The 13,212-nt window shown below is 72.8% G+C and carries 18 protein-coding genes and 2 pseudogenes; 12 read left to right on the top strand and 8 right to left on the bottom strand.

All coding sequences use genetic code 11. From position 1 onward, the window contains the following. Positions 1-39 precede the first annotated feature (39 nt). Complete coding sequence (locus tag OG982_RS00425) at positions 40-363, top strand: plasmid stabilization protein (protein WP_266790797.1); 324 nt, start codon at positions 40-42, stop codon at positions 361-363. A 633-nt stretch (positions 364-996) separates the two neighbouring features. After that, the gene (locus tag OG982_RS00420; protein WP_266790798.1) at positions 997-1,458 is read left to right on the top strand and encodes a DUF5709 domain-containing protein; all 462 of its coding nucleotides are present in this window, start codon (positions 997-999) and stop codon (positions 1,456-1,458) included. Between the two features lie 57 nt (positions 1,459-1,515). Here the strand turns inward: OG982_RS00420 and OG982_RS00415 are convergent, their stop codons facing one another. Further along, positions 1,516-1,731 (bottom strand): DUF6479 family protein, encoded by a 216-nt coding sequence (locus OG982_RS00415; protein WP_266790799.1) that lies wholly within the window; start codon positions 1,729-1,731, stop codon positions 1,516-1,518. Between the two features lie 519 nt (positions 1,732-2,250). On the opposite strand from OG982_RS00415, the gene OG982_RS00410 reads away from it, so the two are divergent. The 4 genes from OG982_RS00410 (at position 2,251) to OG982_RS00395 (ending at position 4,185) form a co-directional block, all read left to right on the top strand. Continuing rightward, the gene (locus OG982_RS00410) at positions 2,251-2,448 is read left to right on the top strand and encodes a CsbD family protein (RefSeq protein WP_266790800.1); all 198 of its coding nucleotides are present in this window, start codon (positions 2,251-2,253) and stop codon (positions 2,446-2,448) included. 193 nt (positions 2,449-2,641) lie between these two features. Further along, a complete protein-coding gene (locus OG982_RS00405) occupies positions 2,642-3,019 on the top strand; it encodes a hypothetical protein (protein ID WP_266790801.1) in 378 nt (125 codons plus the stop codon). A gap of 97 nt (positions 3,020-3,116) precedes the next feature. Beyond that, on the top strand, positions 3,117-3,602 hold the full coding sequence (locus OG982_RS00400; RefSeq protein WP_266790802.1) for a VOC family protein: 486 nt from the start codon (positions 3,117-3,119) through the stop codon (positions 3,600-3,602). 91 nt (positions 3,603-3,693) lie between these two features. Next, on the top strand, positions 3,694-4,185 hold the full coding sequence (locus tag OG982_RS00395; protein ID WP_266947685.1) for a flavin reductase family protein: 492 nt from the start codon (positions 3,694-3,696) through the stop codon (positions 4,183-4,185). A gap of 43 nt (positions 4,186-4,228) precedes the next feature. On the opposite strand, the gene OG982_RS00390 is transcribed toward OG982_RS00395, so the two are convergent. Beyond that, positions 4,229-4,816: a hypothetical protein gene (locus OG982_RS00390; protein WP_266790804.1), complete on the bottom strand. Its 588-nt coding sequence runs from the start codon at positions 4,814-4,816 to the stop codon at positions 4,229-4,231. Positions 4,817-5,033: 217 nt separating this feature from the next. On the opposite strand from OG982_RS00390, the gene OG982_RS00385 reads away from it, so the two are divergent. Both OG982_RS00385 and OG982_RS00380 read left to right on the top strand, forming a co-directional pair. Further along, positions 5,034-5,330: a helix-turn-helix transcriptional regulator gene (locus tag OG982_RS00385; protein WP_266790805.1), complete on the top strand. Its 297-nt coding sequence runs from the start codon at positions 5,034-5,036 to the stop codon at positions 5,328-5,330. Beyond that, complete coding sequence (locus OG982_RS00380; RefSeq protein ID WP_266790806.1) at positions 5,327-5,713, top strand: VOC family protein; 387 nt, start codon at positions 5,327-5,329, stop codon at positions 5,711-5,713. The genes OG982_RS00385 and OG982_RS00380 overlap by 4 nt, the downstream gene beginning before the upstream one ends. A 43-nt stretch (positions 5,714-5,756) precedes the next feature. Here OG982_RS00380 and OG982_RS00375 read toward each other — a convergent pair whose 3' ends face one another. From OG982_RS00375 to OG982_RS00360, 4 genes and pseudogenes are all read right to left on the bottom strand, one after another. Then, positions 5,757-5,903, bottom strand: a complete 147-nt coding sequence (locus OG982_RS00375; protein WP_266947683.1) for a hypothetical protein — start codon at positions 5,901-5,903, stop codon at positions 5,757-5,759. Positions 5,904-5,952: 49 nt separating this feature from the next. Further along, positions 5,953-6,570 carry a TOPRIM nucleotidyl transferase/hydrolase domain-containing protein gene (locus OG982_RS00370; protein ID WP_266790808.1) on the bottom strand — a complete coding sequence of 206 codons (618 nt, stop codon included), beginning with the start codon at positions 6,568-6,570 and terminating at the stop codon, positions 5,953-5,955. A 105-nt stretch (positions 6,571-6,675) separates the two neighbouring features. Then, positions 6,676-7,037 (bottom strand): annotated as a pseudogene (locus OG982_RS00365) (LLM class flavin-dependent oxidoreductase); the annotation flags it as partial. A 17-nt stretch (positions 7,038-7,054) separates the two neighbouring features. Further along, positions 7,055-7,612 (bottom strand): type 1 glutamine amidotransferase domain-containing protein, encoded by a 558-nt coding sequence (locus OG982_RS00360; RefSeq protein WP_266790809.1) that lies wholly within the window; start codon positions 7,610-7,612, stop codon positions 7,055-7,057. A 485-nt stretch (positions 7,613-8,097) separates the two neighbouring features. Between OG982_RS00360 and OG982_RS00355 the strand changes: the two genes are divergently transcribed. After that, positions 8,098-8,316, top strand: a complete 219-nt coding sequence (locus OG982_RS00355; protein ID WP_266790810.1) for a hypothetical protein — start codon at positions 8,098-8,100, stop codon at positions 8,314-8,316. A gap of 160 nt (positions 8,317-8,476) precedes the next feature. Then, positions 8,477-9,088, top strand: a complete 612-nt coding sequence (locus OG982_RS00350) for a CatB-related O-acetyltransferase (RefSeq protein WP_266792310.1) — start codon at positions 8,477-8,479, stop codon at positions 9,086-9,088. Positions 9,089-9,120: 32 nt separating this feature from the next. On the opposite strand, the gene bla is transcribed toward OG982_RS00350, so the two are convergent. After that, positions 9,121-10,047, bottom strand: coding sequence for a class A beta-lactamase (bla, locus tag OG982_RS00345; protein ID WP_266790811.1), 927 nt, complete (start codon positions 10,045-10,047; stop codon positions 9,121-9,123). A 186-nt stretch (positions 10,048-10,233) separates the two neighbouring features. On the opposite strand from bla, the pseudogene OG982_RS00340 reads away from it, so the two are divergent. Together OG982_RS00340 and OG982_RS00335 are read left to right on the top strand one after the other, a co-directional pair. Further along, positions 10,234-10,359, top strand: a pseudogene (locus OG982_RS00340) (short-chain dehydrogenase/reductase); the annotation flags it as partial. Between the two features lie 271 nt (positions 10,360-10,630). Then, positions 10,631-11,752, top strand: coding sequence for a cytochrome P450 (locus OG982_RS00335; RefSeq protein ID WP_266790814.1), 1,122 nt, complete (start codon positions 10,631-10,633; stop codon positions 11,750-11,752). Positions 11,753-11,821: 69 nt separating this feature from the next. On the opposite strand, the gene OG982_RS00330 is transcribed toward OG982_RS00335, so the two are convergent. Continuing rightward, complete coding sequence (locus OG982_RS00330; RefSeq protein ID WP_266790816.1) at positions 11,822-13,111, bottom strand: cytochrome P450; 1,290 nt, start codon at positions 13,109-13,111, stop codon at positions 11,822-11,824. Positions 13,112-13,212 lie beyond the last annotated feature (101 nt).

The raw sequence follows: 13,212 nt of genomic DNA, 5'->3' as shown, positions 1-13,212 counted from the left end.
TGAACTGATTCCGCATCCGAGCCGAGTGGAGGAGTCGCCATGCCTCGCGGTTCCAGTCCCAAGCGTGAACGACAGTACGAGCACATCAAGGAGAGCGCCGAGCAGCGCGGCGAGAGCACGAAGCGCGCGAAGGAGATCGCCGCGCGCACCGTCAACAAGGAACGCGCCCGCTCAGGGGAGTCGAAGACGGCGAGCCGGTCCTCCACGCACGACATGTCGTCGTCGAAGAGGGGCGGACAGCGCTCGCACAGCGGCGCCCAGGGCCCCACGAAGGAGCAGCTCTACAACGAGGCGAAGCAGCGGGGCGTCGAAGGCCGTTCGAAGATGGACAAGGCCGAACTCAAGCGGGCCCTCGGCCACTGACCGGAGCGAGCGGGGAGGCCGGCGGCCCGGTGGGTGCCAGGGCGATGCGGGCAGGCCCGTCGTGAAGGCGGCTGCTTCGGGGCCGGGGCGCCCTCGCGGATGCCGGCGCGGCGCGCCACGGCACGGACGCTCCCGCGCCGGGCGGACGCTCAGCGCGAGGGTGGTGCCGGGTCCCGGCCGTGAAGTGGCCGAACAGCGCGATGGCGTCGGCGTGGTCGATGCAGCCGTACACGCCATCGCGGCGGCCGCGTCGTTCCCGCGCGGGGCGGCAGTCGGCGGACTCGGCAGGGCCCGCGCCGGTTCGCCGGGCGGGTGCTCGGCGGGCCGCGGCCGGTGCGCGGTTGTCGACGGTCTGCTCCCGGTCCGTGCCCCAGTACACCTCCAAGCTGCCGGTCACGGGCTTTCCCTCGCCTCGGGCGACCCGGAAGCGGCCGATGGCCCCGTGGTGGTGACCAACCCGGCGCCGATCCGGCCGCCTGTTTCGCCGCCGTCGTTCCGAACCCGCAGACGCGGATCGGCGCCGGTTCGCGCTGGGCGTGGGCACCGGCGAGGCTGGAAGTAGCCGCGGACCGGAGAACGCCAGGCGGGTGAAGCGACGGCTGCCGCGACGAGAACGAGAAGGAGGACAGGACCATGAGCGAGACCAATGCCCGCGGCGACGACGTCTACCAGCCCCAGCCGGAGGACGAGCCCTCCGAACTGCAGCCCGACATGGACGGCAGCCTCGGCGAACTCGGCACGGACGCCCTGCTCGACCAGGGGTACTCGCCGCCCGAGCGGCTCTACACCAGGCACGGGGACGCCAGCACCGGTGAGGCGCAACGGCGGGGAGAGAGCCTCGATCAACGCCTCGCCCGGGAGGAGCCCGAGCAGGAGCCCCCGGCGGGAGACGGCATCGGTGACCTGGTCAACGGAGAGGGCGAGCCCGTGGACGCGCAGGCGGGCGATTCGCGCGCAGGCCGGCTGGCGCCGGTCACCGCCTCGCCCCACGGGAACTCCGTCCTCGCGCGGGACGTGGGGATCGACGCGGGGGCAGCCTCCGCCGAGGAAGCCGCCATGCACGTCATCGAGGAGCCCGAGGAGAGCCAGCCGTAGCCCGCGCGGCCGCGCCCCGCCCTCCCCTCCGCCCTGCCGCGATGGGCGCGGTCCGGCTCAGGAGCCGGGACGTCCCTGGTCCGGGGCCTCTTCCGGGGTCTGCCAGGAGCCGCTGCGCGGCTGGGGGGTGGCGCCGACCGGGGACCGGCGGCGGGCTGCGCGACGGCTGCCCCACCAGAAGGCGGCGACCAGCAGCGCGGCGATCACCACGCCGACGAGGATCAGCAGCAGGGACGGGGTTGCTTCGGCGGAGAGCACGGTTGCGAGGTTCATGGACGGCGCCTACCCGTGCATGCGGAGGGGAACCGAGGGAAATTCCCGCGCATACCGGGGAGGCGACAGGGCAGACGGTGTGTAGCAGGTGGACAACCGTGGTTCCCCTGCTGCTGGTTCTTCTGGTCGTCCTGGCGCTGTGGCTCGCCGGCTTCGTGGCCCGCCCCGCGGACAGTGGCGGACGCTGGTACCGCTGGTAGCCCGCGATCGACGGCGCAGGTTCGAACGACCCACCGGGCAACAGGACGGCAGCCGCGCGCCGGTGTCCGGGGGGACGGGACACCGGCGCGCGGCCGCCGATCTCGGCGGGTCGACGTACCGCTCGAACGGCAACCCGCCGATGTTCACGCGTATGGCCCAGAACCGAAGGCTCAAACACAGCGAGAGCGGGAAATTTCGGCGCCCGTGCGGCGTCTGGCGCGGGCGGTACGGCATGTGCCGGCCTCGCCGCGCACAACAGTCCGGTTTCACCTAGTTTGTTCTCCGTCAAGGAGTCTCATTCACACCAAGGAGTTCACCATGGCTGACAAGGGAAAGATGGACCAGGCCAAGGGCAAGGCCAAGGAGGCCGCCGGCAAGGTCACAGGGAACGACCGGATGAAGGCCGAAGGCAAGATGGACCAGGCCAAGGGCAAGGCGAAGGAAGCCCTGAGCGAAACCGAGAAGCGTGCCCGCGGCGCCCAGGATTCCCTGCGGGACAAGCAAGGCAGGATCTGAAGGATCTGACGCGCCGCCCCATCGAGTCCCGGTGAATCCCGCCGGGGCCCGCGGGTGACGCGACAAGGACGCGGCCCCCGGCGCCTCGGCGTCGCGGGGCCGCGTCCTGTTCCCTCCGCGAGGCAAATGATGCGGGGCCCCACTCGCTGTGTGAGCGTGGCGGAGACCCCGCGGCACGAGAGAGGCGGCCCCGATGGACGGCCAGGACAGGGACAACCCGGCGGACGAAGTGGTGGTGGCGGTCGGCGACTGCTCTCCGGAGGACGCGCACGCCGTCCTCGACCTGCTCGAACGCTCCTTCTCCCCGGAGTCCGGGGTGAGCGGCGCGGCGCAAGGCGGGCAGGCCGCGACCGTGTGGAGCGCGACCTTCGACGCGGCGAGGCCGGCGGAACCGCCGGAGCGGCAGCCGAGCCCCGTCCGGCTGAAGGACGCGGTCAGCGTCACCCTCCAGGGAGGCCCCCGCGCGGTGGAGCGGGTGCGGGCCGCGCTCGCCGGGCACTTCACGGTCGAGGGCACGGGAACCGTGTCGGGCGACCAGGAAAAGGAGATCGGACTCCGCGTCCGCTCCTGAGCGGTCGAGTGCGGCCGGCTGGTTCGCGGCGTCCGGCCCCGGCTACGGCTACGGCCACGCGCCGTGTACGGGCGCCGACACAGGGCAAACGGGGTGCATGACCGTACCCAAGACAGCCGTTCTCGTCCTGGACAGTGCCGAGCCCGAGGTGCTGGCGCAGTTCTACGCCGAACTGCTCGGCGCCACGGCGGGCCCCGCCCCGGGCGACGGGGACCTCCTCCTGGTCTCCGGCGGAACCGGTGTGGTGCTCGGAGTCCGCCGCGACCCGTACCACGCTCCGCCGAGCTGGCCGCTCCCGGAGGGTTCCCAGCAGGCCCACGTGTGCATCCTCGTGGAGGAGCGACGCCTCGACGAGGCCGAGCGCGAGGCCGTGAACCTCGGGGCGCGCCCGGTGGCCGCGGAGGACGACGGCAGCCTGCCGGGCAGCCGGACCACCCTGCGCCGCTACGCCGATCCGGCCGGCCACGGGTTCGTCCTCGCGGCAGTCCCCGAAGACCCCGTGTCCGAAGACCCCGTGTCCGAAGACCCCGTCTCCGGAGATCCCGTGCCCGAAGATCCCGCCCGCGCGCGCTCCGCCGAATGACCCCGCCGGGGGCCTCGTGCCGCCGGGATTCGACGCCGATGACGGGGGTAGGCGCCAGCCGGCGGTGCAAGAGCGGACGGAGGGAGCGGTCGTGGCGGATACGGAGCTCGACGCGTTCGCCGAGGTCCTGGACGGCCCCCTGTACGTGGTCACGGTGGCGGCCGGGGGCGAGCGGTCGGGCTGCCTCGTGGGCTTCGCCTCGCAGTGCTCGATCCGGCCGCCGCGCTTCACGGTGTGGCTCTCCCGGCTCAACCACACGTTCGGCGTGGCCGCCGGCGCCACGCACTTGGCGGTGCACCTGCTGGACCACGGCCAGCTGGCGCTGGCGGAGCTGTTCGGCGGAGAGACGGGCGACCAGGTGGACAAGTTCGCACGGGTCGACTGGCGGCCGAGCGCCGACGGCAGCCCGCTGCTGGCCGGCGCCCGCGCATGGTTCGTCGGCCGGATCGAGACGCGCGTCGACGGCGGCGACCACGTGGGCTTCGTCCTGGAACCCACCGAGGTCTCCCCACCCGTCCCGAGCGCGCATGCGCTGCTGCGACTGAGCGACGCTACGCAGATCGCCCCCGGCCACCCCGCCTGAGCGCGGCCGGCTCACTCGCGCCGCCGCCCGGCGCCCGCGATGCTCAGGCCGGGCGGCGGCGGGCGACACCGAGCGCGTCGGTGACCGTACCGTCGGCGGCGTCGGCGGTGAAGGTCCGGCCGGCGGCCTCCACGCGCAGTTCCTCCAGGACGGCCGCCTGCCGCTGCGCGCGGCTCAGGAGCCGGTCGACGGTGGCCGGGGCGAGGGGCGCGGTGGTTGCGGCGAGGGTCTCCAGCGACCGCCACAGGGACGCCTTTCCCTCCACTCCGAGCCGCATGGCTTCCAGTTCGAGGACGTCGCTGAGGGGTGAGCGCCTCACCAGGCGGCCGTTGAGCTTGACCCTGGCCGCCTTCTCGGCCAGACGGCCCATGACGACCCTGGGCCACCGCTCGGGGACGTCGAGAGCCGTCATGATCTCGCGCAGGCTCTCCCGGTCCTCGGCGATCTCTCGGGCCAGCTCGGCCAGGGGCGCCCCCGCCGGGGTGCCGCGGTGCGTCCGTGCCATGCGGTGGATGAGGGAGACGCCGCCGGAGGCGCCCGCGAGGTGGTCGTTCAGGTAGATCGTGAGGAGGCGCTGTGGGCGGGGAACGGGGGAGCGACGGGCTTTCGGCTCCTGGGGATGGGCTTCCATGGCGTGCTCCGATCGTTGGGACGTCTCGGCTGCCGACCCGGTGTACCGGCCGTGTGCGGGCCCCGAAGCGCGCCGCTCACCTGGGCAAAAGGGTGGCCCTTGGCGTCTGACCGCCCCTGCGGCCCTCAAACCGGACGGCCGGGCGGATCTCCTCGGCCGGGCCGTGCCGCCGCACCCGGGTTGATAGGCAAGCCGTTGCTTGCCTATGGTGAGGGTCATGGCGGAGGATGTCTTCAAGGCGCTGGCCGACCCCACCCGTCGGCGCATCCTCGATGAGCTGGTGGAACGCGACGGCCAGACCCTGTTCGAAATATGCGCGCGGCTGGTGACCAAGCACGGCCTGGGGCTGTCCCGCCAGGCGATCAGCCAGCACCTGGCCGTTCTGGAATCCGCGGGGCTGGTCCTTTCGCGGCGCGAGGGCCGCTACAAGTTCCACGATCTGAACACCGAACCACTTGAGCGCATCGCGACCCGGTGGCTCAGGCCCGACACCACCCCGGAGAACACCCCATGAAGATCCACCGGACCAGCGTCTTCGTCGACGACCAGGAAAAGGCCCTGCGCTTCTACACGGACGTGCTGGGCTTCGTGAAGAAGCACGACGTCCCGCTGGGCGACGACCGCTGGCTGACCGTGGTCTCGCCGGAGGCTCCCGACGGGACCGAGCTGTTGCTGGAGCCCGCCGGTCATCCCGTCGTGAAGGCGTACCGGGAGGGGCTGGCCAAGGACGGCATCCCGCTCGCCGCCTTCGTCGTGGACGACGTGCCGGCGGAGTTCGACCGGCTGCGCGCCCTCGGCGTGGTCTTCACCCAGCAGCCCCTGGAGATGGGCGCGGTCACCACGGCCGTTCTGGACGACACCTGCGGCAACCTGATCCAGATCCTGCACAGCAAGTAGGGCCGGCCGGCGCCGCGCCCGCGGGCGCCGCGCGGCGGTGGGGTCAGGCGGGCGGCGCCGGTGCGTGGCGGTGCAGGAAGTCGTCGACGAGGCGGTCGGTGAAGGCCCGGCCGACGGGTTCCGCCGTCACCAGGACGCGGTGGTAGATCGGCCCCACGAGCTGCGTCACGTTCCCGGTGGAGGGCGGCATGGAGATCAGCTGCCGCCTCTGATCGCCGAGGCGATCGCCTTCCTCGCGGTCAGAGGGCCGTGAAGAGGTCGTCGAGCGGGGCCGGTACCCGGCCGGGGCCGAGGGCCTCCGCCAGCAGACGGCCGTAGCGGATCTTGCGGCCCTTCTTCGTGCCGAGGAAGCGACGCAATTGCTGTTGGCGGGAGCGGCCCCGGTGCGCCGGCTGGTGCAGGAAGGTCTGCCAGGCGCGCAGGTCGCCCTCGCCCCGGATGATCTCCTCGACGCCCGCCGTGCCCAGCGCGCGGATGAGCTCGTCCTCCAGGTCCGCCGCGCACACGAAGAAGCCCAGGCGCGGCGCCCCGGCCCGCTCCAGGCCACGGTCGTAGTGGCCCCGTTCGCCCGCGTCGCACAGCCCGGTCAGGCGCAGACCGAGTCCGGGCGGCCCGAGCAGAGCGGCGTAGCGGCCGATGTTCATCGCCCCGCCCATCCGCACGACGCACACGCCTTCGGCGGCGAGGTCCCGGCCGCGCCGTGCGGCCAGCGCGTCGACGGCCGCGAGGTCGCTCAGTCCCTCCAGCAGCACCGCCGTCCGCAGCCCCAGTCGCACGGCCAGATCGCTCGCCGGTCCACCGGGACCCCCCGCCGCCCACTGACCGACCGCGTCCCGGAACGCCCCCATGTTCGCCATGGCGCGATTCTGCACGTCCTACGCCCCGCACGGCACGCAATTTTCGACGGCCCCGCCCCGTCCGGTCAGCCTGTCGGACGCCCGCTCAGGCCCGCGTGGCGGACGGAGTTCGCGCAGGGCCGGGAGGAGCGTCGATCCGGACCAGTCCAGGAAGGGCTGCTGGTGCTCGCCGCCCACCTGGACGAGCGCGACCTCGGTGAACCCCGCGTCCACGAACGGCCGGACGGCGTCCACGACCGCGCCGACGTCGTCCCCGCAGGGGATCGACTCCGGTACGTCCTCCGGGCGGACGTACCGGGCCGCCACCTCGCAGGACCGGTCCCCGCAGACCGCGATGCCGATCGGCGGGGGCCGGTCGGGCAGATCCCACAGTTTGGCGTTCTGACGTCGAAGTACTGCCCGCGGTGGTTCAGGGACTCGCCGGCGAAGAGCGCGCGGATGATCGCCACGGCCTCCTCCGGCATCTCCGGCGGCCGCTCGGCGATCAGGTCGCGCCGCTCAGTGAGCGGGCCGCGGCGAACTCCCTCACGAGCGTGCCGCAGAAGGCCGACAGGTCCGCCGGCTTGCGGCTGGTGACCAGCGTGGCGGGCCGGGCGTGACAGACGTGGACCTCCTCGTCCACCCAGGTGCCGCCCGCGTTGCGGATGTCCGTCGCGATGCTCGGCCAGGACGTGAGGGTCCGGCCCCGTACGACGTCCGCCTCCACGAGCGTCCACGGCGCGTGGCAGATCGCGGCGACGGGCTTGCCCGCCTCGAAGAAGCTGCGGGTGAACCCGACGGCGCGCTCGTTCATCCGCAGCGCGTCGGGGTTGGCGACGCCGCCGGGCAGCACCAGGGCGTCGAAGGCGTCCGCCGTGTCGCCCGCGAGGACGTGGTCGACGGTGTACGTGCCCGCCTTGTCGAGGTGGCGGAACGCTCGGACGCGGCCGGGCTCGGTGGACACCAGCTGTGGGTTCCAGCCCGCGTCCAGCACGGCTCGCCAGGGTTCGGTCAGTTCGGTCTCCTCGACGCCTTCGGGCGCCGTGAGGAAGGCGATACGCATCAGGGGCACCTCCGTCAGTCGGGGTTCGTCCGGGGTTCAGGCCGGCGTCCGGTCGGGCCGGCTCCGGTCGGGCCGGGGGCGGGCGAGGTTCAGTCGGGCGGTTCCGGAACCACGGGCTCTTCCGCGGGAGACGGCTGGTCCGGTACGGGATCGGGCGCGGGCGGCCGCCCACCGGGGTCCGGACGCACCTGCTCCCGGGGGATCGCGTTCGGCCCTGCCGGTGTGGGGCCGGGGCCCTCGGGTTCCGGCTCGGTGGTCCGTTGCATGGGTGCCCTCACCTCGGCGTCGTCGTTCCGCGGGCCGGGCCGTACGCGCTGCGCGCCCGTCCGGCTCCCGCGCGGGTTTCTCGTACCGGGGACGCCTGCCCGGACCGCAGCGTCTCAATCAGCCGCCTCACTCGGGCGGCCGCGGGGTTTCGGGTTTTCCGCACCGGGCTCCGGGCAGGCGCGAGGGGAGAGGTACGAGACGGATGGAGGGACGGAGCCATGGAAGACCAAGGCGGCGCCGGAGGCGTTCCCCTGCACGGTCACGACGACAAGGAACGGCGGCGCGCCCCGCACGTCGAGCGGCGGACCGAACCCACCGGCCAGGACGAGCCGGCACCCGTCCGGGCGGCCGACACCGACGAGGCGAGCCGTCTGGACCGGCCGGGCCCGTCGCCCGAGCCGGTACGCGAGATGCGCCGCGGGAAGTCCGGAGGCTGAGCCCGCGCGTCAGATCCAGACGTTGGCGTCAGACACAGGCGTTGAAGGCGGGCTGGGCGTGCGGTCCGGGATCATGGACGTACTGCCCACGCGCGTACAGACCGTCTGGAGTGGTTCACCCGTGCATGCTGATCCGCCCGACCCCACCGTGCTCCACCCGATGCCCGGACAGCCGCGCGTCGTGCTCCTGAAGCCGCTGGTGACGTCTCCTCTGATCGAGGTCGGCGAGTATTCCTACTACGACGATCCGGACGAGCCCACCGCCTTCGAGACCCGCAACGTGCTTTACCACTACGGGCCGGAGAGGCTCGTCATCGGGAGGTTCTGCGCACTGGGTACCGGCGTCCGGTTCATCATGAACGGCGCCAACCACCGCATGGACGGGCCCTCGACCTTCCCGTTCCCCATCATGGGCGGCGCCTGGGCCGAGCACTTCGATCTCATCACCGGCCTCCCCGGCCGCGGGGACACCGTCGTCGGCAACGACGTCTGGTTCGGCCACGGTGCCACGGTCATGCCCGGAGTGCGCATCGGCCACGGCGCGATCATCGCCTCCGGGGCCGTGGTCGTCGACGACGTCCCCGACTACGGAGTGGTCGGCGGCAACCCGGCCAAGCTGATCCGGACCCGGTACAGCGAGGCGGACGTCAACCGCCTCCTCGCGCTGGCCTGGTGGGACTGGCCGGCCGAGCACCTGACCCGGAACGTGCGCGCCGTCATGTCCGGCAGCATCGACGACCTGGAAGCCGCCGCCCCGGCCACCCCCAGGTGACCGGGCCGCGGCGGCTTCGCGGTCCCGGACCGTCAGGCGAACGTGTCCGCCAGCAGTTTCGCGGCGTCGGCGATCAGAGCGTTGTCACGGGGCGCGGCCGCGTCCGGCTTGGTGCTGAGGATGGCCAGGACCACAGGCGGCCGTCCCGGCGGCCAGGCGATGCCCACGTTGTTGTTGGTCCCGTACGAACCGGCTCCGGTCTTGTCCGCGACGGCCCAGTCGCGGGGCAGCCCGGCCCGGAGCCGGTCACCGCTGGTGGTGTTGGACAGCAGCCACCCGGTCAGCCGCTCCCGGTGCCCGGGGGTCAGCGCGTCGCCGAGGGTGAGCCGCGCGTACGTCTGCCCGATCGCGCGCGGGCTGGTGGTGTCGGTCACCCGTGAGGGTTCGGCCGAGTTCAGCGCGGGCTCCCACCGGTCGAGCCGTGTCGTGCGGTCCCCCAGCGAGCGGCAGAAGCGGGTGATCGCGGTGGGACCGCCCAGCTCGCGCAGGAGGAGGTTCCCGGCGGCGTTGTCGCTCTGGGCGATGGCCGCCGAGCAGAGTTCGGCCACGGTCAGGCCGCCCGCGATGTTCTCGGGCCGCTTCGTGATCTCTCCGCCGCCCGCGTCCGTGACGTCCTGCTGCGTGTAGTGGATCCGCTTCGCGAGGTGGGTGCCGTCGTGGTCGAGGTCCCGCATCACGGCCGCCGCCGCGAGGGTCTTGAACACCGAGCACATGGGGAACGGTTCGTCGGAGCGGTAGAGCACGGTCCGGCCCGTGGCGGTGTCCCGCGCGTACACCCCCAGCCGCGCCCCGTACTCGCGCTCCAGTACGCGCAGCCGCGCCGTGACGCCGGCCGCCTCGCCCGGCGCCGAAACCGACGCCGAAGCCGAAGCCGAGGCCGCGCGGGCCGCGCCCGCCGGCACCGCCACGGCCAGCGCGGCCCCCGCTCCCACGGTCAGCAGCGTGCGACGGGATGGCATTGCCCCCGGGGTTTTCATATCAGTCTCTCCTTTTCCGCCCGTTCTGCGTGATCATGTGCCCCCGAAGACGTCAAACGTGATCAATTCGGTTCCTGGCCGGCCGGGCCGCGTGGCGGGCGATCGCGGTGCTGCAATGGAGTCATGTGCCTCGAAGAGCTCCGCACCCTGCTGGCGCGGCATGCCATGGGCGAGGACCTGCTCACCAAGGAGAGCGACGTCGCCGAGGCGGTGTGGCGAGCCGCGCACGACACGACCGGCCAGCTCCGCTTCCCGGCCGGCCCCGACGCGGTCCGCCTCGCCCAGGCGAAGTGACGGTGACGTCGATCGCGCCCCTGACCGACCGGCGGGCCGGGGGCCCGGTTGAGGGTGCGGCGGCCCTACTTTCGCAGGTCGTTGGGGTGTTGGGCACAATTGGCGTGCCCCTCGAAGAACGTGCCACCCTAGTGATGGAGCACTCGTGCAACACCTTGATGCCATCCCGTTCCCGCTCGATCCGGGCGCTGACCCCGCCGTTGAAGCCGATGCGCTTCGCGGGGCGGGTTGTCCGGTCCGGAAGGTCTTGTTGCCCGGTGGTGTGGAGGCGGTGGCGACCCTCGACCACCAGACGTCGAGGGACGCGCTCGGGCATGCTCTGCTCAGCAAGGACGCCGTCCACTGGCAGGCCCTGACGGACGGTCGGATACCCCCGGATTGGGAGCTCGGCGCGCTCATTCAGGGGGCCGGCATGCTCCACGCGGGCGGCGCGGCTCACGCGCGGCTGCGCGGGCTCGTCAGTTCCGCCTTCCGGCGTGCCTCCGTCGAGGCCATGAGACCGCGTATCGAGGAGATCGCGAGCGTTCTGCTCGACCGGTTGGAGAGCGCCGGTGCGGACGAAGCGGTCGATCTTCGCGAGGAGTTCGCGTGGCAGCTGCCGGTCGAGGTCATCTGTGAACTTCTCGGCATCCCCGTGGCCGCGGCCGCGAGGCTGCGCGGTGCCTTCGACCGGTTGGTGACGCCTCAGCCGTCGGAGTCGTCCGACCAGGACGGGGTTCTGGCGGCCCAGATGACGATCGCCGGCGAGCTCGCGCAGCTGATCGCCCTGAAGCGCGAGAACCCCGGCGCCGACCTCGCCACCGAACTGATCCGGGCGCGTGACGCGGACGACGACAGGCTCAGTGACCAAGAGCTGGTCCAGACGATGTTCCTGCTGTTGATCGCCGGGCAGGAGACGACCGTTGCCCTCATCACCGGCACCGTGCACAGCCTGCTGAGCGACCCCTCGCAGGTCGCCGCGGTCGTCGCGGGCACCCACACCTGGGCGGACGCCGTCGAGGAGGGGCTGCGCCACTCCTCGCCGGTGCGGTACGCCCTCATGCGGTACGCCACCGAGGACGTCCAGATCGGCGGAGTCACCATCGAGAAGGGAGAGCCCGTCATCGCCGCGCTCTTCGCGGCCGGACGGGACCCGCAGGTGCACGAGAACGCGGACCGCTTCGACCTGGACCGGGCGGCCCGCCACCACCTGGCGTTCGGGCACGGCTCGCACTACTGCCTCGGTGCGAACCTGGCCAGGCTCGAAGCGGAAGTGGCGCTCGGGGCGCTGTTCGCGCGCTTCCCCGGCCTGGCCCTCGCCGACGAGGCCCCCACCACCGTGGCGTCCATCCCGCTCCAGGGCCTTCAGAACCTGCCGGTCCGGCTCCAGGGCAGGGGCGCGCTGCTCTCCTGAACGACACGGGCGGGAGGCCCGGACCACGGCGTGGATCGCCTGGCCGGGCCTCCCGTCATGCCGTGTCCGCTACCGGCGGCCGGAGAGGAGGCTTCGCCACCAGGGCCGGCGGGTGCCGGCGCCGGTGCCGGCGCCGGTTCCGGCGGCCGGTGGGGACGGGATCCGGACGGCCGGCGCCGCGACGCCGGCCTTGGCCGTGGGGCCCGCCTCGGGCTTGGCGCTGTTCCCGGTGGGGCGGGGGGTGAAGTGGACGGGCAGGTTGTCCAGGCGGCTGGAGAGCAGGGAAGCGGACACCCGCAGGTCGCTCTCCTCCCCGACGAGCTGGATGTCGGGCAGCCGTGCGAGCAGCGTGTCGATGCCCGTCTCCGCGATCGCCCGTCCGATGTCCTCACCCGGGCACGCGTGGGGCCCGCTGCCGAACGCGAGGTGCGAGCGGTTTCCGTGCACCGGTGTGGTCAGGTCGGGCCGGATCTCGGGGTCGACGTTGCCGGCGGCCAGCCCCAGCATCACCAGGTCACCGGCCCGGATCTGCTGGCTCCCGAGCTGGGTGTCGGCGGTCGCCCACCGGGTGGGCAGCACGATGAGCGGCGGGTCGTCCCAGAGGACCTGGTCCAGGCCGTCCGGCAGCGTCATGGAGCCGCCGGACAGGCTCGCGCGGAAGCGGGGGTGGGTCAGGACCATCCGGAGCGTGCTGGCTATCAGGTTGGTGGTGTTCTCGATGGCGGCGACCATGGCGTGCCGCAGGTGCTCCATCGCCTCGTGGTCGCTGAGGTCCGACTCGTGGCTCAGCAGCCAGCTGGTGAAGTCCTCGCCCGGGCTGCTCTTCCTGCGCCGTACCAGCTCGGTCAGGACGCCCACGACGAACGTGTTGCTCTCCAGGGCGGTTGCCGTGCCCTTGACCATGTCCCGTACGGCGACACCCACGGCCGGCGCGTCCTTTTCGGGGACTCCGAAGAGGCGCCCCACGACCAGGGCCGGGAGCTTCTCGGCGAAGTCGGACACGAGATCGGCCTTGCCGTTCCCCGCGAACTCGCCGATCAGCTGCTCGGTGTAGCGGACGACGTAGCTGCGGATGCCGCGGCGGCGGAAGCGGCCGAGGCTGTCCGTGATCGCGGCGCGCAGCCGCGCGTGCTCGTGGCCGTCGGCGAAGGCCACCAGGGGCTGCCAGGCGGTGATGGGGAGCAGCGGGGACGTCGGGGCGAGCTGGACCTTCCAGACGCGGGAGTCGCTGGAGTACTGCTTGGGGTTGCGCATCACCTCCAGGATCTCCCGGTGTCCCAGCACCAGCCAGGCCGGTACGTCGTCCTGCAGGAGCACGGGTGCCACCGAGCCGTGCTGCCGGCGGAGCTCGTCGTACATGGCGTAGGGCGAGCCCTCCGCCTCGGGCCCGTACAGCCGCCGCAGGCCGTCCGGCCGGGGACCTTGCGGCAGGTGTGCGGGGCATCCCGGAGGCGGGACGG

The organism is Streptomyces sp. NBC_01551 (assembly GCF_026339935.1).
In the GTDB taxonomy this organism is placed as follows: Bacteria; Actinomycetota; Actinomycetes; order Streptomycetales; family Streptomycetaceae; genus Streptomyces.
Note: the sequence above shows the minus strand (reverse complement) of the source record. Positions and strands in the feature narration are given on the sequence as shown.